Raw genomic sequence first — 22,046 nt, 5'->3', positions numbered from 1 at the left:
ATTGCCTCAATGCAGGCGTTTACGACACATCAGTTGCGCCAACTTCGCCGTGTCGGGGCGTTCGACGATGCCTTTTTCAGTGACGATCACATCAATCAGGTCCGCCGGCGTCACGTCGAACACCGGGTTGAAGGCGTCTACATCAGCGGCTACGCGGGTGCCGCCGACTTCCAGCAGTTGACGGGCGTCGCGCTCTTCAAGCGGCACGTCATCACCGCTGGTCGCCATCAGGTCGATGGTGGAGCTGGGCGCTACCACCATGAAACGCACGCCGTGATGCATGGCGCACACCGCCAGCTGATAGGTGCCGATCTTGCTGACCACGTCACCGTTGGCCGCAATGCAGTCGGCACCGACGATCACCCAGGTCACGCCCTTGGTCTTGAGAATATGCGCGCCAGCCGAATCGGCATTCACGGTGACCGGAATGCCTTCATTGGCCAATTCCCAGGCCGTCAGCCGCGAGCCTTGCAGCCAGGGCCGGGTTTCGTTGGCGTAGACCCGTTCCACCATGCCTTCCAGGAACGCACCGCGAATCACCCCGAGCGCGGTACCGACGCCGCCGGTAGCCAGCGCACCCGCATTGCCATGGGTCAGGAGCGCCTGGACATTGCCCTGGTGCTTGCGGATCAGCTCTACACCCAGCTGCGCCATGGTCAGGTTGGCTTCACGATCACTTTGGTGAATCGCCACCGCCTCGGCCTCCAGCACCTTCAACGGATCGGCGTGTTTCTTGAGGCGATCGAGGCAATCGCGCATGCGCTTCATGGCCCAGAAAAGATTCGACGCGGTCGGGCGGGTATCCGCCAGCAGCGCGTAGTCCTCTTCCCAGGCGGCCTGCCAGTCATCGCCCTCGGCGATGTGGGCACGAGCGGCCAGCACCAGGCCATACGCCGCACTGATGCCAATGGCCGGCGCACCGCGCACCACCATTGTGCGAATGGCCTCGGCCACCTCGGCAGCACTGGTGCAGGCGACCCAGGTTTCTGCAGACGGCAAAATACGCTGATCGAGCAGGTACAGTGCGCCATCACGCCAGTCGATGGCCTTCACTTTCTCCGCAGCCAACAGTCGATCGCGCATCCCTCACCCCGCACTCATGAACAAAAGCCGCCGATTATAGCGATCCGCCAGCCAGGACGCTCGGGTATACTTCGCCGTTCTTTATAGATGCCTGGGAAACTGCCCTCGATGACACCGACTGCCGCCCCGCTCGACTTATTGCTGCTGCCCACCTGGCTGGTACCTGTCGAGCCTGCCGGCGTAGTGCTCAAGGAGCACGCCCTGGGCATTCGTGACGGGTGCATTGCGTTTATCGGCCCACGCGCCGCGGCCTTGAAGCTCGCAGCGAGCGAAGTGCGTGAACTGCCGGGCATGCTGCTCAGCCCCGGCCTGATCAACGCCCACGGCCACGCGGCCATGACGCTGTTTCGCGGCCTGGCCGACGACCTGCCGCTGATGACCTGGCTGGAAAACCACATCTGGCCCGCCGAGGCCAAGTGGGTCGACGAAGCCTTCGTCCGCGACGGCACTGACCTGGCCATCGCCGAGCAGATCAAGGGCGGCATCACGTGTTTCTCGGACATGTACTTCTTCCCGAAAGTCGCCAGCGAACGGGTGCACAACAGCGGCATGCGTGCGCAAATCGCCATCCCGATCCTGGATTTCCCGATTCCCGGCGCTGCTGACGCCGACGAGGCGATTCGCCAGGGCGTCGAGCTGTTCGGCGACCTCAAGCATCACCCACGGATCAAAATCACCTTCGGCCCGCACGCGCCGTACACCGTCTGCGATGAAAACCTGGAAAAAATCCGGGTGATCGCCGAGGAACTGGACGCCTCGATCCACATGCACGTGCATGAAACCGCCTTCGAAGTGCAGCAGTCCGTTGAACAGCGTGGTGAACGCCCGCTGGCACGGCTTGGCCGCCTGGGTTTGCTGGGGCCGCGCTTCCAGGCCGTTCACATGACCCAAATCAGCGATGACGACCTGACTTTGCTGGTAGAAAGCAACACCAGCGTGATCCATTGCCCGGAATCCAACCTGAAACTGGCCAGCGGCTTCTGCCCGGTGGAACGCCTGTGGCAAGCCGGCGTCAATGTGGCAGTAGGCACCGACGGCGCGGCCAGCAACAATGACCTCGACCTGCTGGGCGAAACCCGCACCGCCGCGCTGCTGGCCAAGGCCGTTGCCGGCTCGGCCACCGCCCTGGATGCCCACCGCGCCCTGCGCATGGCCACCCTCAACGGCGCCCGGGCCATGGGCCTGGAAAGTCAAATCGGCTCGCTGGAAGTCGGCAAGGCCGCTGACATCGTGGCCTTCGACCTGTCGGGCCTGGCGCAACAACCGATCTACGATCCGGTCTCACAGCTTATATATGCCACCGGACGCGATTGTGTGAAACACCTTTGGGTCGGCGGCAAGCAATTGCTCGACGACCGGCAACTGACCCGCCTGGATGAACAACAGTTGTGCGCCACGGCCATCGCCTGGGGCCAGCGCATCAGCGGACACAGCGAATAACACCCGCCCTGGCAACGCATGCCAGGGCCGGCAAAACGTTTTATCAGATTTAGAGGATTCCCCATGAGCAATGTCGACCACGCTGAAATCGCCAAATTCGAAGCCCTCGCCCATCGCTGGTGGGACCGCGAAAGCGAGTTCAAACCCCTGCACGACATCAACCCGCTGCGGGTCAACTGGATTGACGAGCGCGTCAACCTGGCCGGCAAGAAGGTACTGGATGTGGGTTGCGGCGGCGGGATCCTCAGTGAATCCATGGCCCAGCGCGGCGCCACCGTGATGGGTATCGACATGGGCGAAGCGCCATTGGCCGTGGCCCAGTTGCACCAACTGGAGTCCGGCGTGAACGTCGAATACCGGCAGATCACCGCCGAAGAGCTGGCCGAAGAGATGCCCGGGCAGTTCGACGTGGTCACTTGCCTGGAAATGCTCGAGCACGTGCCGGACCCGTCCTCGGTGATCCGCGCCTGCTTCCGCATGGTCAAGCCCGGTGGCCAGGTGTTCTTCTCCACCATCAACCGCAATCCGAAGGCGTACCTGTTCGCGATCATCGGTGCCGAATACATCATGAAGCTGCTACCCCGCGGCACCCATGACTTCAAGAAATTCATCCGCCCTTCCGAGCTGGGCGCCTGGAGCCGTCAGGCCGGGCTGACCGTCAAGGACATCATCGGCTTGACCTACAACCCGCTGACCAAGCACTACAAGCTGGCCAGCGACGTTGACGTCAACTACATGATCCAGACCCTGCGCGAGGAGTAAGCCTGTGAAGTTGCGAGCGGTTCTTTTCGACATGGACGGTACCCTGCTGGACACCGCGCCAGACTTTATCGCCATCTGCCAGGCCATGCGCGCTGACCGCGGCCTGGCACCGATCAACGACCAGCACATCCGCGATGAAATCTCCGGCGGCGCCCGGGCGATGGTCGCCGTGACCTTTTCCATGGACCCCGAGTCCCCGGGCTTTGAAGAGCTGCGCCAGGAATTCCTCGAGCGTTACCTCAAGGGCTGCGCGATCCACAGCAAGCTGTTCGAGGGCATGGAAGAGCTGCTGGTGGATATCGAGAAATCCAGGCTGATCTGGGGCGTGGTCACCAACAAGCCACTGCGCTTTGCCGAACCGATCATGCAGCAGCTGGGCCTGGCCGAGCGCTCCGCGCTGCTGATCTGCCCGGACCACGTGAAGAACAGCAAGCCGGACCCGGAACCGTTGATCCTGGCGTGCAAGATGCTCGACCTGGACCCGGCCAGCGTGCTGTTCGTGGGGGATGACCTGCGGGACATCGAGTCGGGCCGCGACGCCGGCACTCGCACCGCGGCGGTCACCTACGGCTATATCCACCCGGACGACAACCCGCGCAACTGGGGTGCCGATGTGGTGGTGGATCACCCGCTGGAATTGCGCAAAGTGCTGGACAGCGCGCTGTGCAGCTGCTGATCGGGACTGCCTGAGGTTGCTGCAATTTTGTGGAGAGGGAGCTTGCTCCCGTTCGACTGCGCAGCAGTCGCGAAAAGCTGGGGCTGCTTCGCAACCCAACGGGAGCAAGCTCCCTCGCCACAGAAGCCTTGGCCAGCCTTAGCCGCAATCAATCACATGGATTTTCTGTGAACTTTGTCGAGGTTGTTTATGTTTGATTACTCCGCACGTCCAGAACTGCTCAAGGGCCGGGTCATCCTGGTCACCGGCGCCGGTCGCGGGATTGGCGCAGCGGCGGCCAAAACCTATGCGGCCCACGGCGCCACCGTGCTGCTGCTGGGCAAGACCGAAGCCAACCTGGCCCAGGTCTACGACGAAATCGAAGCCGCCGGCCAACCGCAGCCGGTGGTGATCCCGTTCAACCTGGAGACCGCCCTGCCCCATCAATACGATGAGCTGGCAGCGATGATCGAAAAGGAGTTCGGCCACCTCGACGGTTTGCTGCACAACGCCTCGATCATCGGCCCGCGCACACCGATCGAGCAGTTGTCCGGCGAGAACTTCATGCGGGTGATGCATGTGAACGTCAACGCGATGTTCATGCTGACCAGCACGCTGTTGCCGCTGCTCAAGCTGTCCCAGGATGCGTCGGTGGTGTTCACTTCCAGCAGCGTGGGCCGCAAGGGCCGGGCTTATTGGGGGGCGTACGGGGTGTCGAAGTTTGCCACCGAAGGCCTGATGCAAACCCTGGCGGACGAGCTGGATAATGTCGCACCGGTGCGCGCCAACAGCATCAACCCGGGCGCCACCCGCACCAGCATGCGGGCCCAGGCGTATCCAGGGGAGAACCCGACCGATAACCCGACACCGGAGGAAATCATGCCGGTGTACCTGTACCTGATGGGGCCGGACAGTACCGGCATCAATGGGCAGGCGTTTGACGCGCAATAAGTATCTGGAACACAGTACAACCTAATGTGGGAGCGGGCTTGCTCGCGAAGGCGGAGTGTCAGTCAACAGAGATATCGACTGATCCACCGCCTTCGCGAGCAAGCCCGCTCCCACATTGGTATTGCGGTGATCTCTAGAACTTAGTTCTTCACCACTTCCTCAAGCGTGAAGCGCCCCAACGGGTTTTGCAGGAAGTTGCTCACGTTCTTGCGTGAGATGTTGATGTACGGGCTGTAGTACAGGTCGATCCAGTTCACATCCTGTTTCGCCATTTTCTGCAGGTCCACATACATCTGCTCACGCTTGACCGGATCCGCCTCGATCCGCGCGGCCGCCACCAGGTCCTTCACTTTGTCGTTCTTGTAGCGGGTCATGTAGTTCTGGTTGGTGTCGTGGCCCAGCACGAAGGTGGTCTTCTGGTCCGGGTCGAGGATGTCGTTGGTCCAGTACATCACCGAAATATCGTAATCACCGTCCACCAGCATCTGCCAGCTTTGGGTCGGGTCAACCTTTTGCAGGTTGGCCGTCACACCGACCTTGGCCAGTTGATCCTTGATCATCACCGCAATCTGCTCGTCGGCTTCGTTGCCGGCGTTGACCACGTAGTTGAGCTTCAAGTCCTGGGCGCCGGCAGCCGCCAGCAGCTTCTTGGCTTCGGTCGGGTCATACGGGCGTTGCAGGTTGTTGGCGTAGTGGTACAGCGAGCCTTTTGGGATGTAGGAATAGGCCACGGTGCCCTGGCCGAAGGTGGCGGTTTTCACCAGCGATTGTTTATCGATGGCCATGTCCAGCGCCTGGCGCACTTCCGGCTTGGCCAGCAGGCCGTGGGCGTGGTTGATCAACAAGTGATCTTCACGGGTAGACGGGTCGGAGTGCACCACCACGTTCTTGTCTTTTTTCAGCTCTTCAACCCGGGAAAACGGGACGAAGATCGCCGTGTCCAGCTCGTTGTTCTGCACCATGCGCATGCGCGTGTTGTCGTCGGTGACGGAGACCCATTCCACACCATCCAGGCTGACGTTGCTGGCCTGCCAGAAGTTCGGGTTCTTCTTCAGGATCACCCGATCGCCCTTGCGCCACTCGTCCACGGTAAACGCGCCGGAGGTCACCGGGTTTTCCGAGTAGGCGTCTTCGCCCATCTTGGTCATGGCTTTTTCCGACAGGATCGACACCGTCGGCGAAGCCAGTTGCGAGAGGAAGGCCACCGCCGGGGTTTTCAAGGTCACGACCAGCGTCTGCGGATCAGCTGCCTTGGCGGTGTTGATCAGGCTGAACGGGTCGCTCCACAGCGAGGCCTTGTTGTCGCGGATGCGCAACAGGCTGAAGGCAGCGTCGTCGGCGGTGATCGGCGAGCCATCCGAGAACTTCGCGGCACGCAGCTTGAAGGTGTACGTCAGGCCGTCCTTGGAAATGTCCCAGCTTTCTGCCAGCCCCGGTTCCATCTTGGTGCCCAGGTTGTCCACGCGTACCAGGGTGTCGTAGACGTTGGCGAACACCCAGGTATCGCGGTTCTGCGCGCTTTTGATCGGGTCAAACGTGGTGCTGTCTTCGCGGCAGCCGATGGTCAGCACACCTGCGGCGTGGGCAATACCGGCGGTCAGCGACCAGGCGGTGAGTGTGGCGGCGGCGAGCAACTTCAAGTGACGGGATTGCATGTCATAACTCCTTGTCTATAACGGCGGTTGTTCATGATCGGCAGGAAGGGTTCAAAGCAAAGGTTCTTCAAGCACGCAACTGTACCGATGCGTTTGCACAACGTGAGTCGGCGGCAATACCTCGGCACACACGGCTCGTGCATGTCGGCAACGCGGGTGAAAGGCGCAACCATTAGGCAGCTTCAGCGGGCTCGGCGGCTCGCCCGGCAACGGTTCGCTGGGCAGCGGGCGGCACGGATCAATCTCCGGGATCGCCTGGATCAACGCCGCCGTGTAGGGGTGACGGGGCGTGGTGAACACTGCCTCCACCGGGCCTTCCTCGACGATTTTCCCCAGGTACATCACCGCCACCCGATCACACAGGCGGCGGACGATGGCCAGGTCGTGGGCGATAAACAGGATCGCCAGGTTCATGCGCTGTTGCAGTTCCAGCAGCAGGTTGATGATCTGGCCCTGGATCGACACATCCAGGGCGGCCACGCATTCGTCGGCGATGATCAGCCGTGGCTCCACTGCCAGTGCCCGGGCGATGCCGACGCGCTGGCACTGGCCGCCGCTGAGAGAGCCGGGCTTGCGGCTGGCGAGTTCGGGGCGCAGGCCTACGAGGTCGAGTAATTCGTCGACCCGGCGTGGAATGTTTTCCGACGCCACCTTGCGCTGCACCCGCAGGACTTCGGCGATGGTTTCGCCGACGGTAAGACGCGGGTTCAGGGCCGCGTAGGGATCCTGGAAGATCATCGCCGTCTCGTGCCGCAAACGGGCGATATCGACCGGCCCGGCGTGGGCCATGTCGATGCCGTCAAACACCACCTGCCCGGCGCTGATGGGGTTGAGGTGCAGGATCGCCCTCCCCAATGTGCTTTTGCCGCTGCCGGACTCGCCCACCAAACCCAGTGTTTCACCGGCGGCCAGGGTCAACGACACCCCGTTGACCGCCCTCACCCACTGTTTATTCAGGCCGAACAGGCCGCTGCCGGCGGCGGCAAAACGCACCTCAAGGTCATTCACCTGCAACAACGTCATGGGCGAACTCCCAGGGGATAGTGACAGGCCACCCGCGCGCCTTCCGGCAGCAGCTCGGTGCACAAGCTGCCGACTTGCGGGCAGCGCGGGTTGAACCGGCAGCCCTTGGGCAATGCGTCGAGCAATGGCGGTTGGCCGGCGATGGTGCGCAACAGGGCGTGGCCGCTGCTGGTGGCGGGCTGGCACTCGATCAGGCCGGCGGTGTAAGGGTGTTGCGGGTGTGCCAGCAGCTCGTATTTGCTGCCGTGTTCGCACAGGCGCCCGGCGTACATCACGGCGATGGAGTCGCAGGTTTGCGCCACCACGCCCAGGTCGTGAGTGATCATGATGATCGACAGGCCACGCTGGTCCCGCAGGTCCAGCAACAGCCGCAGAATCTGGGCTTGCACGGTCACGTCGAGGGCGGTGGTCGGTTCGTCGGCAATCAGCACCTTGGGATTGCAGCCAAGGGCCACCGCGATCATTGCCCGCTGGCGCATGCCGCCGGAAAACTCGTGGGGGTAATTGTCGATCCGCGCCTGGGGATCGGGAATGCCGACCTGGCGCAGCACTTCGATAGCCTGCAAGCGCGCCTCCTTTTTCGACGCGCCCTGGTGCAGTCGGATGCCTTCGGCGATCTGCTCGCCGATGCGCATCAACGGGTCGAGGTGGCTACTGGGGTTCTGGAAAATCATCCCAAGTTGCCCACCGCGTACCGCGCGCATGCCGGCGTCATCCAGCTGCAGAAGGTCCTGGCCCGCCAGGCGCACCGAACCGCCCTGCACCCGCAGGCTCGGGGACTGCAGCAAGCGCATCAGCCCGCGACAGGCCATGGTCTTGCCCGAACCGCTTTCGCCCACCAGGCCGAGGATTTCACCTTCGGCCAGGTCGAACGACACCCGGTCCACCAACGTTACGTCGCGCCCGGTGTTATTGGCGATGACGCTCAGGTCCTGCACCTGCAACAGGCTCATGAGCGATCCCCCAGCACTTGCGCCACACCATCGGCCAGCAGGCTGAAGCCCATGGCCAGGGTCACGATGGCCAGGCCCGGGAAAGTGCAAATCCACCAGGCGGTGGTGATGAACGCCTGGCCTTCGGCAACCATGGTGCCCCACTCGGCGGTCGGCGGTTGTACGCCCAGGCCGAGGTAGCTGACCGCTGCGCCGTTGAGCAGCACCAGCACTGCGTCAGACATCGAGAACACAATCGAACCGAACATCGCGTTGGGCAACAAATGCCGGAACAGAATGCGCCCATGGCCAAAGCCCAGGCTTTTGGCGGCCAGGGCGAAGTCGCTTTCCTTGAGCACCAGGATCTGCGAGCGGATCAGCCGCGCGTAGGACACCCAGCCCACCAGCGCCATGGCGATGTAAAAGCTTTTCAAACCCGGGCCGAGAATGGCCATGATCGCCAGCATCAGCACTAGGAACGGGAACGCGAGGATCACATCGATCACCCGCATGCAGAAGCTGTCGAAACGCCCGCCGATGTAGCCAGACACCGCACCGACGAAGGTGCCGATCAGGAACGGAAAGATCACCCCGACCACCGCCAGTTGCAGGTCGATGCGTGCGCCCCAGATCACCCTCGAAAGGATGTCTCGCCCGTAGTTGTCCGTGCCAAATGGATGGGCCTGGCTGGGACCCAGCAAACTGATGTCGGTGTTTTGCGCAATCGGGTCAAAGGGTGCGATCCAGGGGGCGAACACGGCCAGCGCCAGCCATGTCAGCAGAATCAACAGGCCCCAGGCCGCCGTCAGCCGGCCATTGCGAAAACCAAAGCGCAGGCGCAGGCGCCATGGGGCGATCAATGGGCGGCTGCTCATTGCATCTTCACTCGCGGGTCCAGCGTGACCGTCACCACATCGGCAACAAAGTTGACCAGCACGGTGGCACAAGCCAGCACCATCGCCACGCCCTGCACCACCATGTAGTCGCGGGTGAAGATGCCGCGCACCAGCAATTGGCCGATGCCGGGAATCGCAAACAGGCTTTCGATCACCACCGTGCCACTGATCAGCCAGCCAATGTTCACCGCCAGCAGGTTCACCGCCGGCACCAGGGAATTGGGCAGCACATGACGACGAAACACCGCCGCCTCCGACAACCCGCGCGCCCGGGCGGCGGTAACGTGGTCAGCCTGCAACTCCATCAACATGCTCGCCCGCAGGTTGCGCACCAGCACCGCCGACAGCGCCAGGGCGATCGTCAGGCACGGCAGAACCATGTGGTGCGCCTTGTCCAGCCAGGTGCGCCCATACCCGGAGACCGGGAACAGGCCCCATTGCACGCTGAGCAACAGGATCAGCATCAACCCCAGCCAGAACGCCGGCATGCCCAGGCCCACTGTAGTGAACAGCCGGATCAGGTTATCCGCCCAGCCACCTTTATTACGCGCGGCCACGGTGGCCAGCGGCACGGCGATCAACAACGCCAGCAGCACACTGCCGAGCACCAGGAACAGGGTCGGCTCGATGCGGGTGACGATCAGTTTCAGCGCGTCGACCTTGTACAGCAGTGACTGGCCGAGGTCGCCCTTGAGCAGGTTTTTCAGGAAGTAGAAATATTGCAGCCACAGCGGCTGGTCGAGGCCGTACTGGGCGCGGATCTTCAGCAACGCGTCCGGGGTGCTGCGCGAACCCAGCAGGGCCCGCGCCGGGTCGCCGGGAATCGAGCGCACCAGCACAAAGGTGATCAGGCTGATGCCAAACAGCACCGGCAGCAATTGCAGCGGCCGGGACAGCACAAAACGGTAACGCGCCAGGTTCATCCGTCAGCCTCGATGACGAGCGAGGAAGTCCAGCAGCACCGGGAAGTATGCCTGGGGCTCTTCGTAAAACGGCATATGGCTGCTGTTGGGGAACACGTGCAGCTCGGCGTGCCGGGCCGCGCTTTTCATGCGCATGGCGCAGGCCGGGGTCAGTTCGTCGTGCTGGCCGGTGGTGATCAGTATCGGCATCTTGAAATCGGCCATCTCGGGGATGCGGTTCCAGTCCTTGAGGTTGCCGATGTAGAGAAATTCGTTGGGACCCTGCATGGTTTCGTAGGGGCCCATGTTCCAGTCGCCGAGGGAACGCTGGACCGGCGCCGGCCATTCGTCCAGGCGGCAGACGTGGCGGTAGTTGAGCAAGGTGATGGCGGCCTGGTACTGCGGGTGATCGAGGGTTCCCATGGCTTCATGGCGTTGCATCATCGCCACGGTTTCGCTGCCCAGGGCGCCGCGCAGGCGTTCCAGCTCGAGGGACAGGTGCGGAATGTCGCCGACGGTGTTTTCCAGGATCAGGCTTTTCAGCGCATCGGGGTAGTGAATGGCGTACTCGATGCCCAACCATCCGCCCCAGGAATGCCCCAGCAAGTGCACGCGGCCAAGGCCAAGGGCCTGGCGCACGGTTTCGACTTCTTCGACATAACGGCTGATTTCCCACAGCGAAACATCGGTCGGTCTGGCTGAAGCGCCCGTGCCAAGCTGGTCGAATGCAACCACTCGCAGGCCGTTGTCCTTGAGCCAGCCATGGGCGTCGCGCAAGTAGTCGCAAGGCAGCCCGGGGCCGCCATTGAGGCACAGCAACACCTCATCGCCTTCGCCAAAGCTATAGGCCACGAGGTTGTGGCCATCGACCTGCACGTTGTACCGCTGGTCGGGGGCAATTTCACGCCACATGCATACATTCCTTGTTGTGTGTCGGCCCTGTGGAGAGTGGCCGTTTAGAGGCCAACACTACCGAGGATGCCGCGTGTCCATAACCTGGTAATTCTTATAGGTTTGGTCTGGCAGTCCTTCGCCGGGGCGTGGCATTCTACTTGCAGCAAGACGAGATTCAAATGAAATCGGGAGCAGAACGGATGCTGGCCAGGCTAACTGCGTTTAATGACCGTCTCATCCCCGGCAGGAGCCTGGATGAACAGATGGACAACACCCTCGTATTGGCCCAGGACCTGGGTTTTGATGCGTTGGTCTACGACTACACCCCCGTGCCCATTGACCATAATGGTGCACTGATCACCCCTTCTGTGCTGCAACTGCGCAATACCCCGCCCGACTGGTACAACCTGTGGTGCAGTTCCGGCTTTTATCAGATCGATCCGGTGCAACACCTCGCACTGTCGACGGTTTCACCATTTGTGTGGTCCTACGAGGCCAAGGCCGATACCGCGCTGCAAAAAATCATCGACCCCTGCCACGCCCCGGTTTCCAGCTACTTGCACGACCGCCAGATGACCTGCGGCGTCAGCGTGCCGATCCATTTGCCCCGTGGCGGCTTCGCCTCGCTGACCGGCCTGCGCACCGGCAAGGCCAGCGCCGTGTTGCAGGACGCCCGCCAGACGCTGTCGGAATTCAGCCTGATTACCCACGCCTTGCAGGAAGCGGCCTACCCGCTTTTCAGCAAGGAACTGCGCTCCTACCCGCATATCCGCCTGACCAAGCGTGAGCGCGAATGCCTGAAATGGGCCGCCGACGGCCTGACCGCCGCCGAAATCGCCACGCAATTGAGCCGCTCCCTGGCAGTGGTTACCCTGCACCTGGCGTCGGCCATGCACAAACTGGGGGCCAAGAACCGGGTGCAAGCGGTGGTACGGGCCACTCATTACCGGCTGCTGGAAGACTGATCCGAAGGAAAAACCTAGCTGTTTTGCTAGTTACTTAAACTTTCTGTGCCGACTATCGTGTACCTGATCACTTTTTCTCAGGGCAGGGCACGAAATGGAATTCATCGAAACAATCCGCGAAGGCTATGCGGCCTTTCGCGACTACCAGACCTGGTATCGGGTAACCGGCGACCTGGACAGCGGCCTCACGCCGCTGGTCATCCTCCATGGTGGCCCGGGTTGTACCCATGATTATGTCGATGCCTACAAGGACGTAGCCGCCAGTGGCCACGCGGTCATTCACTACGACCAACTGGGCAACGGCCGCTCCACCCACCTGCCTGACAAAGACCCTTCATTCTGGACCGTCGGCTTGTTCCTCGAAGAACTGGACAACCTGCTGGACCATCTGCAGATCAGCAACAACTACGCGATCCTGGGTCAATCCTGGGGCGGCATGCTCGGCAGCGAACACGCCATCCTGCAACCCAAGGGCCTGCGTGCATTTATTCCGGCCAACTCGCCGACCTGCATGCGTACCTGGGTTGCCGAGGCCAACCGCCTGCGCAAGCTACTGCCTGAAGGCGTGCACGAGACCTTGCTCAAGCATGAACAGGCCGGCACCTACCAGGACCCTGAGTACCTGGCCGCCTCGCGGATTTTCTATGACCAGCACGTGTGCCGGGTCAATCCGTGGCCGGAAGAAGTCGCCCGCACATTCGCCCAGGTGGATTCGGACCCGACGGTGTATCACGCCATGAGCGGCCCGACGGAATTCCATGTAATTGGCAGCTTGAAAGACTGGAACGTGATCGGCCGGCTGTCGAAGGTCAATGTGCCGACCCTGGTGATTTCCGGTCGCCATGACGAGGCCACGCCGCTGGTGGTCAAGCCGTTCCTGGATGAGATTGCCGATGTGCGCTGGGCGCTGTTCGAAGACTCCAGCCACATGCCGCATGTTGAAGAGCGACAGGCGTGCATGGGGACGGTGGTGCAGTTTTTGGATGAGGCTTGTTCGGTGCCCCACAGAACGCTCAAGACTGGCTGAGATCAAAATGTGGGAGCGGGCTTGCTCGCGAAGGCGGTGGATCAGTCAGCATATTTAGCGACTGACACACCGCCTTCGCGAGCAAGCCCGCTCCCACATTGGACTCTTTGTGGCTGTTACACCTCGCTGGTCTGTGCCCTGCCGTGCACGGCCGCTTTCTTCGGCACTTCCTCCAGCAACGGAATTTCCTTGCCCTCGGCATCAAACAGCTTGCCGCCGCTGAAGTAATCCCCGTCCCGCAACGCCGCCACGTCCTGGAAGCACAGGCTGCGTTCCGTCCCGGCAACGAATACCGACTGCTGGTCCGAGTTGCCCGCGGTGAAGTGGTTGAACGCCAGGTTCAACAGGATCGCCATGATCGCCGACGAACTGATCCCCGAATGGAAAATGGTCGCGAACCAGCTCGGGAAGTGATCGTAGAAACTCGGGGCCGCAATCGGGATCATGCCAAAACCGATGGAAGTGGCGACAATGATCAGGTTCATGTTGTTGCGGTAATCGACCTTGGACAAGGTCCGGATACCACTGGCAGCCACGGTGCCGAACAGCACGATCCCAGCCCCGCCCAGCACCGAAGTCGGCACTGCCGCAATCACCCGCCCCATGAACGGCAGCAGGCCGAGGATCACCAGGAATATCCCACCGGTGGCGACCACATAACGGCTCTTGACCCCGGTAACCGCCACCAGTCCGACGTTTTGTGCAAACGCGCTCTGGGTGAACGAGCCGAAGATCGGCGCAAACATGCTCGACAGCATATCCGCACGCAGGCCATTGCCGAGGCGCTTGGAGTCGACCTTGGTGTCGATGATTTCACCCACCGCCAGAATGTCCGCCGAGGTTTCCACCAGGGTCACCATGACCACGATGCACATGGAAATGATCGCCGCGAGATGGAAGGTTGGCATGCCGAAATGGAAGGGTGTGGGAAAGCCGAACATCGGGCCCTGGGTCACGCTGGAGAAGTCAGCCATGCCGAGGAACACCGCGATGACCGTGCCGATCACCATCGCCAGCAGGATCGACAGTCGCGAGATGGTCGCGCTGCCGATCTTGCTCAGCAGCAATACCAGCACCAGGGTCAGCGCCGCCAGGCCGATGTTCGGCATGCTGCCGAAATCTGCGGCGCGGCTGTTGCCGCCCATGGCCCAGCGGGCGGCGACGGGCATCAATGTCAGGCCGATGGTAGTGATCACAATCCCGGTAACCAACGGCGGGAAGAATTTGGTGATTCGCGAGAACACCGGGGTGATCAGCAGGCCTATCAGGGAGGCGGCCATCACCGCCCCGAGAATCGCCGGGATGCCACCCGCACCGTCGCTGCCAACAATCGCCACCATGGTCGCCACCCCGGCAAAGGACACCCCTTGCACCAGCGGCAACTGGCAGCCGAAAAACGGCAGGCCCAGGGTTTGCAACAGCGTAGCCAAGCCTCCGGCAAACAGCGAGGCAGCGATCAGCAGGCCAATATCGGCCGGCGACAACCCGGCCGCCTGGCCGACGATCAACGGTACAGCCACGATGCCGCCGTACATGGTGAGCACATGCTGCAGGCCGTAAGCCATGTTGGCCGCGACGCCGAGATTCTCATCTTCTGGCCGCTGCGGTGACGCCTTCGGGATAGTCATGGTGAGGGGTTCTCTGTTTTTGTTGTGCACTCACTGTATGCAATAGAAAGATTGGATGTCCATAGAGTTGTATACAATCATTTTCACAAGAACACCCTGAACGCCGTTACAAAAATCCATTCAGCCGCCCTGCCCCGTGGCTCGAAGCGCTGCGCACAAGGACTTGAAAAAAATGCTCAACCGCAAGCTGCGCATCCACGCCCCGGCGATTTACTACTTCGACATGGTTCGCCGCTGCCACTCGATCCGCGAAGCCGCGCGCCGCCTGAACGTGGCGTCTTCGGCGGTGAACCGGCAGATCCTCAAGCTGGAAGACGAGGTGGGCGCGGCGCTGTTCGAGCGCCTGCCCGGCGGCCTGCGCCTGACGGCGGCCGGGGAAATCCTGACCCGCCACGTGAGTTTCCTGTTGCAGGACGTGGAGCGCGTGCGCGGTGAACTGGATGGCTTGAACGGTGTGCAGACCGGCCACGTGGAAATCGCCACGGTGGAAGGCGCCACTGTGGAACTGCTGCCCGCCGCCCTCAAGCGCATGCGTGAGCGTTATCCGAAAGTGACCATTGGCGTCACGGTACAAGGTTCGCAATCGATTCCCGGTGCGGTGGTCAACGGCCAGGCTGACCTGGGGTTGGCCTTTGCCTTACCGTGCAGCAGCGAAACCATCCAGGTGTGTGTCGGCCATTTCCGCCTGGGGGCGTTGATGGCACCGGGGCATCCGTTGGCCGGTGAAAGCAGCGTGAGTTACGCGCGCTGCTGTGAACACGGGGTGATCCAGGCCAAGAGCGAGCTCTCGGTTCACCACCTGATCGCACCGCTGCACAAGCGTTCGGCGGCGACGAACAAGCCATTGCTGCACAGCAACTCGATGGAGCTGGCCCGGCAACTGGCGCGCCAGCAACTGGGCATCGCGTTCCAGACGCGCATTGGCGTGGAGGTAGATTTAGCCCGCGGCGAACTGCTGCACATTCCGCTCAGCGACCAGGGCGGGATCTTCAGCGACCTCGGCTTATACGCCCGCAAAGACCGGGACTTGCCGATGGCGGTGCAAGCCATGGCCCATCTGCTCAGTGAAGAAATCAGTTTGCGCGAACATCAGGAAACACCCTGGGCGCCGCGTATTTCCTGACTCTCAGGCCAGCTTCAGTGCTGCCGTTTCGGCATCGGCCCAGGCGAGATTCTGTTCTTTGGAACCCACAACGGATGTGCCGATACTGCGCCCGGCGACCCTTGCGCGGTCGCCATGAGCCAAAACGCCAAAGGAATTAAAACAATGAAAAAGGCACTGCACGGCGCAACCGTATTACTCACCCTGTTCGGCGGCGGGGAGGCTGTCGCGCTGGAATGGATGAACAACAGCCTGGGATTTCGCTACGGCCAGCAGTTCACCAACCCGAACAACCCGGATGAATTCAGCAAGCGCATCTACAGCTTCACCCACGCCAGCGGCTACCAGTACGGCAGCAACTACCTGAACCTCGATGTGTTCCTGTCCGACAGCCGCGACCCACGCAAGGGCACCGACCACGGCGGCAGCGAAGTGTATGCGGTGTACCGGCACCAGCTGTACGCCTCACGGGTATTCGATGTGCCGCTGGGCACCGGGGTGATCAAGGATTACGCACTGACCTTCGGCTTTGATGCCAACCGCAACAACAACCTGGCGTCGGCGAAAAAACGCGCGCTGGTGATTGGCCCGACCTTGAAGTTCAACACCGTCGGCGTGCTGGACCTGAGCCTGATGTACTACAAGGAAAGGAACCATTCCGGCATCCCCGGTGCGAAAGAACCCGACCACACCTTCGACGATACCTACATGCTTAACCTGTCCTGGATGCGGCCTTTCGAGATCGGCAACCACGGGGCGAAGTTTCAGGGGTTTATCAATCACGTCGGGGAAAAGGGCGAGGACTTCCATGGTCGCGATACGGCGCCGGAAACCCTGATGCGCGCCGCGCTGATGGTGGCGGTGCGTCCGGGCAAAGGCGTCAAGCCCAATCTCTACCTGGGCGTCGGCTATGAGTATTGGCATAACAAGTTCGGCGTGGACGGCGGCCGGGGTAGCCGCACGTCAACGCCGACGGTGAACATGGAAGTGACGTTCTAGCGGGCGCGCACCAGGTCGGCATCGCCATCGTCGACCTTCGGTCGCGCCAGCCAGTACCCCAACACGGCCAATGGCGCGGTCGCCAGCATCACGATCGCAGTGATCAACAGCGGCTGGTCGATCATCGACGACACGATCAGGCTCGCCAGGAAGCACAACCCCAACTGCAAGGTGTTCTGCAATGCCGCCGCCTTGCCGGAATTTTCCGCAAACGGCATCAGTGCATTCGCCACCACGATCGGGTAGCTGGCGCCATTGACCAGGGCCATCAGGCAGAACGGAATCAGCAAGGTGGCGAGCGTCGGCACGGTCAAGGTCGCGACGAGGTACAGCGCGACCATGCTGATGCAGTACGCCAGCAGCAGCCACGGCAACAAAGTCTTGCCCTGGAACCGCTGCAACGCACTGCGGCAACTGTAGCCACCGATCAGGAACGACAGCGTTGGCAATACGTAGCTCAAGCCGATGTCATTCGGGCTGTAGCCCATCCCGCCAAGGATGAACGGCGAGGCGGTAAGCCAGGCGAAGAAACTGGCCGAGCATGCGGCAAAGATCATCACGTTGCCGGTGAACACCCGCGACTTGAGCAATTGCCCATAGCCGATTCGGGACGGTTCGCCGTCGGTTGTCAGGCGTTTCGGCAGCGGCCTGAGAAACAACGTAGGCAGCAGCAGGAGCAGCGAAACCACCAACAACACACCGAAAATCGCCTGCCAGCCCCAGTGATTCAGCATCAGCGCTCCCAGCAATGGCGCCAGGGCCGGAGACAGTGACATCAGCGGCATAATGCCGGCGAACACCCGATGGGCCTTGTCCGCCGGGTAGCGGTCGATCACCAGCGCCTGCCAACTGACGGCGGCGGAACACACGCCAATCGCCTGGACAAAACGCAAGGCCAACAGCTGCGGTGCGGTCTCGACCCAGAACATCCCCAGGCAGCCGAGCACAAACAGGGAAAGGCCCGTAAGCAGCACCGGCTTGCGTCCCAACCGGTCGGATAGCGGCCCCCACAGCAACTGCCCGACGGCAAAGCCGGCGAGGAAAATGCTCAGGCTCGCGCCCACCGCGCCGGGGGAAATCTGCAGTTGCTCGCCCATGGCGCCAAACGCCGGCAAGTACATATCCATGGCCAGATAGCCGAGCATGCTCAGCCCCGCCAGGTACCAGGTGAATCCAAAAGAATTTTTCATTGAAGCCTTGTATAACCTGCCATCAAACTATTTGCTGACTGGCGCCTATTATGAAGCTGAGCAAATCCCTGTGAAGCGATAATAATTGGACACTCTTATCAATAATTTTGAAGGCAAACCCCATGTGGTCTGAATATTCCCTGGATGTGGTGGATGCAGTGGCCCGCCACGGCAGCTTCAGCGCCGCCGCCCAGGAACTGCACCGCGTGCCGTCAGCCATCAGCTACACCGTGCGGCAACTCGAAGAATGGCTGGCGGTGCCGCTGTTCGTCCGACGGCATCGGGATGTGGAGCTGACACCCGCGGGTAAATTGTTCATCGACGAAGCCCGCGGCGTCATGAAAAAAATGCTCGGCACCCGCCGGCTGTGCCAGCAAGTGGCAAATGGCTGGAGTGGCCAGTTGAAAGTCGCGGTGGACTCCATCGTTAAACAGCAGCGCTGCCGGCAGTTGGTACTGGATTTCTATCGGCAGTTCCCGGAGGTGGAATTGCTGTTGGATTACGAGGTGTACAACGGGGTGTGGGATGCCCTGGCCGATGACCGCACCGATATCGTGATCGGCGCCACCAGCGCGGTGCCGGTGGCCAGTCAATTCACATTTCGTGACATGGGCCTGCTGAACTGGCTGTGCGTGGTCAGCAGCCGGCATCCGCTGGCAGCGGTCGAAGGCCTGCTCAGCGATGACCAACTGCGGCCCTTCGCCTCCCTGTGCATGACCGACACCTCGCGCAACCTGCCCAAGCGCGACACCTGGACCCTGGATAACCAGCGTCGTTTGGTGGTGCCGCACTGGGCTTCGGCGATTGATTGCCTGCGGGATGGCCTGTGCGTCGGCATGGCACCGGCGCACCTGGTGCAGCCGTGGATCGAGCGCGGCGAGCTGAGCGCCCTGCAACTGTCCCGGCCCTTCCCTGCCAGCCCGTCGTGCGTGGCCTGGGCACAGAACAAACTGTCGCCGGCCATGGCCTGGTTGCTGGATTACCTGGGGGATACCGAGACCCTGAATCAGGAATGGCTGAACGGGGTGCAGGTGGGCTCCGGCTACCCCGTTTGACTGATCGTTCCCACGCTCTGCGTGGGAATGCAGCCAGTGACGCTCCGCGTCAGCCTCATCCGTGTTTAGTCCAGAAGCCGGGAAAGTGCGCGCACGATCATCTCCACTTCCTTGGCATCGATGGTCAGCGGCGGCAGCAGGCGGATGATCTTGCCCCGCGTGACGTTGATCAGCAGGCCATGCTCTTGCGCCGCACGGTGGGCCAGGTCGCGCTGAGGCGTTGCCAGTTCGATGCCGATCATCAGCCCTTGCCCGCGAATCGCCAGCACCTGGGGATGCTCGTTCAATTCCACCCGCAGGCGCGCCAGCAGCCGCTCACCCTGTTGCGCCGCGTTGTCCAGCAGGCCTTGTTCTTCGATGATCTCCAGCACCGTACAACCGACACGGCAGGCCAGCGGGTTGCCGCCGAAGGTGCTGCCGTGGCTGCCGGGGGTAAACAGTTGCGCAACAGCGGCCCGGGCCAGGCACGCGCCAATCGGCACACCGTTGCCGAGGCCTTTGGCCAAAGTCATCACGTCCGGCACGATGCCTTCATGCTGGAAGGCAAACCAGCGACCTGTACGGCCGATCCCGGTCTGGATCTCATCGAGCATCAACAACCAGCCTTGCCGGGTGCAGTGCTCGCGCAAGGCTTTCAGATAGCCCGGCGGCGCGACTTGCACGCCGCTTTCGCCCTGGATCGGCTCAAGCAGCACCGCAACAATGCGCGGGCCAAACTCCCGGGTCACGGCCTCCAGTGCCTTCAAGTCACCGAAGCCGACCTTGATAAAGTCCCCCGGCAGTTTTTGAAATCCCAACCGCACGGAAGGCCCGTCGCTGGCGGACAGGGTGCCCAGGGTGCGCCCGTGAAAGGCATTCTCCATCACCACCACCAGCGGCTGTTCGATACCCTTTTTCCAGCCATGCAGCCGGGCCAGCTTCAGCGCCGTTTCGTTGGCTTCGGCACCGGAGTTGTTGAAGAACGCCTGGTCCAGCCCGGAGAGCCGGGTGAGGCGCTGGGCCAGGCGCTGCTGCCAGTCGATGCTGTAGAGGTTGGAGGTGTGCAGCAGCAAACCGGCCTGCTCACTGATGGCCGCTACCAGCCGCGGATGGGAATGACCGACGTTGGTCACCGCCACACCTGCCACCGCATCCAGGTATTCACGGCCCTGCTGGTCCCACAGGCGCGTGCCAAGGCCTCGGGTAAAGCTCAGGGGCGACGGTTGATAAGTGGTCATCAGGCAGGCGGCGGTCATGGCATCAGGCTCCAGTGCATCGTAGTGATGGCACCAGTATCGTTAGCCACCCGAGCTGGATAAACTGCACAACACTGCGATCACTTTAAACCAGGGCTTGATAATGGATCTGTTCCAGGCGATGACGGTGTACGTAAAAGTGGTGGAAGCCGGCAGCATGACGGCGGCAGCGCAGGCGTGCGGCATGTCCACCACCATGGTCGGCAATCACCTGCGCGCGCTGGAACAACGCCTGGGCGTCAGCCTGCTCAAGCGCACCACGCGCAAGCAAAGCCTGACCGAGTTTGGCGGGATTTATTACCAGCGTTGCCTGGAGGTGCTGGGCCTGGTGGCCGACTCCGAGCAGATGGCCGAACAAGCCAACAGTGACGTGCCCAAGGGCCTGCTGCGGATCACCGCACCACCGGCCTTTGGCACCGAACGCCTGGCACCGGCGCTCAGCGAATTTTCCCAGCGCTACCCACAGATCAAGCTGTACGTGGTGCTGAGCAACCAGCGGATGGACATGGTCGACAGCGGGTTCGACGTGGCCATCCGCTTGGGCGACCTGGACGCGCCAAGCCTGATTGCCCGCCCCATGCAGGATTACACCATCACCCTCTGCGCCTCTGCGGAGTACCTGGCGCGCCGTGGCACACCTCAACGCCCCGATGATCTGCAGCAACATGACTGCCTGGCGTTCGCTTACCCGGCGACCGACGATTGGCGCAACGCCGACAAGTTGTGGCGAATGCGCGGCGCAGAGGGCGACGTGGAAATTCCGGTTTCCGGCTCATTGACCATCAACAGTTCGCAGGCCTTGCGCCAGGCTGCCCTGGAAGGCATGGGCATCGTGATGCTGCCTGACGCCCTGGTCGAGCCAGACCTGCGGGCCGGTAAACTGGTGGCATTACTGACGGACTACCAACTGCCCAGCCGGCCCATGCATTTGCTGTACGCCCAGGACCGCTATCGCCTGCCCAAGCTGCGGGCGTTCGTGGACTTCGTCATGGAGAAATGGGCGCGCTAGAGGCTCGCCCCCAGCTCGATCAAGCGCTCACGGGTCTGCGCGGCAGACACGTGGTGAATCCCCTGCCAACCCAGCGCAGTGGCCGCCTCGATATTGCCGGCTACGTCGTCAATAAACACCACTTCACCCGGCTGGATATCCGGCAAATGGGCGCGCACCTGCGCCAGGCTGGCGTGGTAAATCGCAGGATCGGGCTTGATCAGCTTGATTTCGCCGGACACCACGATGTCGCGAAAATACTGCAGGAAGGGATAGTGGGCGCGGGCATAGGGAAAGGTCTCGGCGGACCAGTTGGTCAGGCCGAACAGCGGCATCTTCGCCTCATGCAACGCTTCGAGTATCGCCACGCCCTCCGGCAATGAACCACGCAGCATCTCGTGCCAGCGGTCGTAGTACGCCTGAATCAAAGGCTCGTGCTGCGGATGTTCGGCGATCAGCGCGCGGGTGCCCTCAGCCAGACTGCGCCCGGCGTCCTGCTCGGTGTTCCAGGCCTGGGTGCAGACGGTGTCCAGGAACCGTTGCCGCTCCCGGTCGTCGGTAATCAGCTGGCGGTAGAGATGGTGCGGGTTCCAGTCGAACAGGACACCGCCGAAATCAAAAACGACTGCACGAATCGTCATGTAGATCCTCCGTTAGCGTGGGT

Annotated in this window: 21 protein-coding genes; 10 read left to right on the top strand and 11 right to left on the bottom strand. The window is 62.0% G+C overall.

Annotated features, from left to right (window positions below; translation table 11 throughout):
- Positions 1–6: 6 nt before the first annotated feature.
- Positions 7–1,083 carry an S-methyl-5-thioribose-1-phosphate isomerase gene (mtnA, locus tag HX839_RS22565; protein WP_177067703.1) on the bottom strand — a complete coding sequence of 359 codons (1,077 nt, stop codon included), beginning with the start codon at positions 1,081–1,083 and terminating at the stop codon, positions 7–9.
- A gap of 108 nt (positions 1,084–1,191) precedes the next feature.
- Between mtnA and HX839_RS22560 the strand changes: the two genes are divergently transcribed.
- The 4 genes from HX839_RS22560 to HX839_RS22545 all read left to right on the top strand — a co-directional run bounded on the left by HX839_RS22560 (position 1,192) and on the right by HX839_RS22545 (position 4,891).
- Positions 1,192–2,523: a TRZ/ATZ family hydrolase gene (locus HX839_RS22560; protein WP_003218823.1), complete on the top strand. Its 1,332-nt coding sequence runs from the start codon at positions 1,192–1,194 to the stop codon at positions 2,521–2,523.
- 63 nt (positions 2,524–2,586) lie between these two features.
- Entirely contained in the window at positions 2,587–3,285 is a 699-nt protein-coding gene (gene ubiG / locus HX839_RS22555) for a bifunctional 2-polyprenyl-6-hydroxyphenol methylase/3-demethylubiquinol 3-O-methyltransferase UbiG (protein WP_003218825.1), read from the top strand.
- A 4-nt stretch (positions 3,286–3,289) separates the two neighbouring features.
- Positions 3,290–3,961, top strand: a complete 672-nt coding sequence (mupP, locus tag HX839_RS22550) for an N-acetylmuramic acid 6-phosphate phosphatase MupP (RefSeq protein ID WP_003218827.1) — start codon at positions 3,290–3,292, stop codon at positions 3,959–3,961.
- Between the two features lie 189 nt (positions 3,962–4,150).
- Complete coding sequence (locus HX839_RS22545; protein ID WP_003218829.1) at positions 4,151–4,891, top strand: YciK family oxidoreductase; 741 nt, start codon at positions 4,151–4,153, stop codon at positions 4,889–4,891.
- Between the two features lie 140 nt (positions 4,892–5,031).
- Here the strand turns inward: HX839_RS22545 and HX839_RS22540 are convergent, their stop codons facing one another.
- From HX839_RS22540 to HX839_RS22515, 6 genes are read right to left on the bottom strand one after another with little or no spacing between them, the layout of a single operon-like run.
- Positions 5,032–6,546: an ABC transporter substrate-binding protein gene (locus tag HX839_RS22540; protein WP_008437683.1), complete on the bottom strand. Its 1,515-nt coding sequence runs from the start codon at positions 6,544–6,546 to the stop codon at positions 5,032–5,034.
- A gap of 51 nt (positions 6,547–6,597) precedes the next feature.
- Complete coding sequence (locus HX839_RS22535; RefSeq protein WP_177067702.1) at positions 6,598–7,569, bottom strand: ABC transporter ATP-binding protein; 972 nt, start codon at positions 7,567–7,569, stop codon at positions 6,598–6,600.
- Complete coding sequence (locus HX839_RS22530; protein WP_177067701.1) at positions 7,566–8,522, bottom strand: ABC transporter ATP-binding protein; 957 nt, start codon at positions 8,520–8,522, stop codon at positions 7,566–7,568. Before HX839_RS22530 ends, HX839_RS22535 begins: the two co-directional genes overlap by 4 nt.
- Positions 8,519–9,376 carry an ABC transporter permease gene (locus tag HX839_RS22525; protein WP_003218837.1) on the bottom strand — a complete coding sequence of 286 codons (858 nt, stop codon included), beginning with the start codon at positions 9,374–9,376 and terminating at the stop codon, positions 8,519–8,521. Before HX839_RS22525 ends, HX839_RS22530 begins: the two co-directional genes overlap by 4 nt.
- Positions 9,373–10,320: an ABC transporter permease gene (locus HX839_RS22520; RefSeq protein WP_003218838.1), complete on the bottom strand. Its 948-nt coding sequence runs from the start codon at positions 10,318–10,320 to the stop codon at positions 9,373–9,375. Before HX839_RS22520 ends, HX839_RS22525 begins: the two co-directional genes overlap by 4 nt.
- A 3-nt stretch (positions 10,321–10,323) precedes the next feature.
- Complete coding sequence (locus HX839_RS22515) at positions 10,324–11,211, bottom strand: proline iminopeptidase-family hydrolase (protein ID WP_003218840.1); 888 nt, start codon at positions 11,209–11,211, stop codon at positions 10,324–10,326.
- 182 nt (positions 11,212–11,393) lie between these two features.
- Between HX839_RS22515 and HX839_RS22510 the strand changes: the two genes are divergently transcribed.
- Both HX839_RS22510 and HX839_RS22505 read left to right on the top strand, forming a co-directional pair.
- A complete protein-coding gene (locus HX839_RS22510) occupies positions 11,394–12,158 on the top strand; it encodes a LuxR family transcriptional regulator (RefSeq protein ID WP_008437673.1) in 765 nt (254 codons plus the stop codon).
- Between the two features lie 94 nt (positions 12,159–12,252).
- Positions 12,253–13,185, top strand: coding sequence for a proline iminopeptidase-family hydrolase (locus HX839_RS22505; RefSeq protein WP_003218843.1), 933 nt, complete (start codon positions 12,253–12,255; stop codon positions 13,183–13,185).
- 116 nt (positions 13,186–13,301) lie between these two features.
- Here the strand turns inward: HX839_RS22505 and HX839_RS22500 are convergent, their stop codons facing one another.
- On the bottom strand, positions 13,302–14,813 hold the full coding sequence (locus tag HX839_RS22500) for a nucleobase:cation symporter-2 family protein (RefSeq protein WP_010176247.1): 1,512 nt from the start codon (positions 14,811–14,813) through the stop codon (positions 13,302–13,304).
- Between the two features lie 172 nt (positions 14,814–14,985).
- On the opposite strand from HX839_RS22500, the gene HX839_RS22495 reads away from it, so the two are divergent.
- Positions 14,986–15,936, top strand: coding sequence for a LysR family transcriptional regulator (locus HX839_RS22495; RefSeq protein ID WP_177067700.1), 951 nt, complete (start codon positions 14,986–14,988; stop codon positions 15,934–15,936).
- A 144-nt stretch (positions 15,937–16,080) separates the two neighbouring features.
- Positions 16,081–16,914, top strand: coding sequence for a nucleoside-binding protein (locus tag HX839_RS22490; RefSeq protein WP_177067699.1), 834 nt, complete (start codon positions 16,081–16,083; stop codon positions 16,912–16,914).
- Here HX839_RS22490 and punC read toward each other — a convergent pair.
- On the bottom strand, positions 16,911–18,104 hold the full coding sequence (gene punC / locus HX839_RS22485) for a purine nucleoside transporter PunC (RefSeq protein ID WP_102368415.1): 1,194 nt from the start codon (positions 18,102–18,104) through the stop codon (positions 16,911–16,913). The two genes, HX839_RS22490 and punC, sit on opposite strands and share 4 nt — an antisense overlap.
- 122 nt (positions 18,105–18,226) lie before the next feature.
- Between punC and punR the strand changes: the two genes are divergently transcribed.
- The gene (gene punR, locus HX839_RS22480) at positions 18,227–19,159 is read left to right on the top strand and encodes a DNA-binding transcriptional activator PunR (RefSeq protein ID WP_003218855.1); all 933 of its coding nucleotides are present in this window, start codon (positions 18,227–18,229) and stop codon (positions 19,157–19,159) included.
- Positions 19,160–19,224: 65 nt separating this feature from the next.
- Here punR and HX839_RS22475 read toward each other — a convergent pair whose 3' ends face one another.
- The gene (locus tag HX839_RS22475) at positions 19,225–20,394 is read right to left on the bottom strand and encodes an aspartate aminotransferase family protein (RefSeq protein ID WP_102368414.1); all 1,170 of its coding nucleotides are present in this window, start codon (positions 20,392–20,394) and stop codon (positions 19,225–19,227) included.
- Between the two features lie 103 nt (positions 20,395–20,497).
- On the opposite strand from HX839_RS22475, the gene HX839_RS22470 reads away from it, so the two are divergent.
- Complete coding sequence (locus HX839_RS22470; RefSeq protein WP_003218860.1) at positions 20,498–21,403, top strand: LysR family transcriptional regulator; 906 nt, start codon at positions 20,498–20,500, stop codon at positions 21,401–21,403.
- Here HX839_RS22470 and HX839_RS22465 read toward each other — a convergent pair.
- A complete protein-coding gene (locus HX839_RS22465) occupies positions 21,400–22,023 on the bottom strand; it encodes an HAD family phosphatase (protein WP_177019500.1) in 624 nt (207 codons plus the stop codon). The genes HX839_RS22470 and HX839_RS22465 overlap by 4 nt on opposite strands.
- Positions 22,024–22,046: the final 23 nt, after the last annotated feature.

The organism is Pseudomonas sp. I8001 (genome assembly GCF_013385345.1).
In the GTDB taxonomy this organism is placed as follows: domain Bacteria; phylum Pseudomonadota; class Gammaproteobacteria; order Pseudomonadales; family Pseudomonadaceae; genus Aquipseudomonas.
This window is presented reverse-complemented; position numbering and strand designations above follow the sequence as displayed.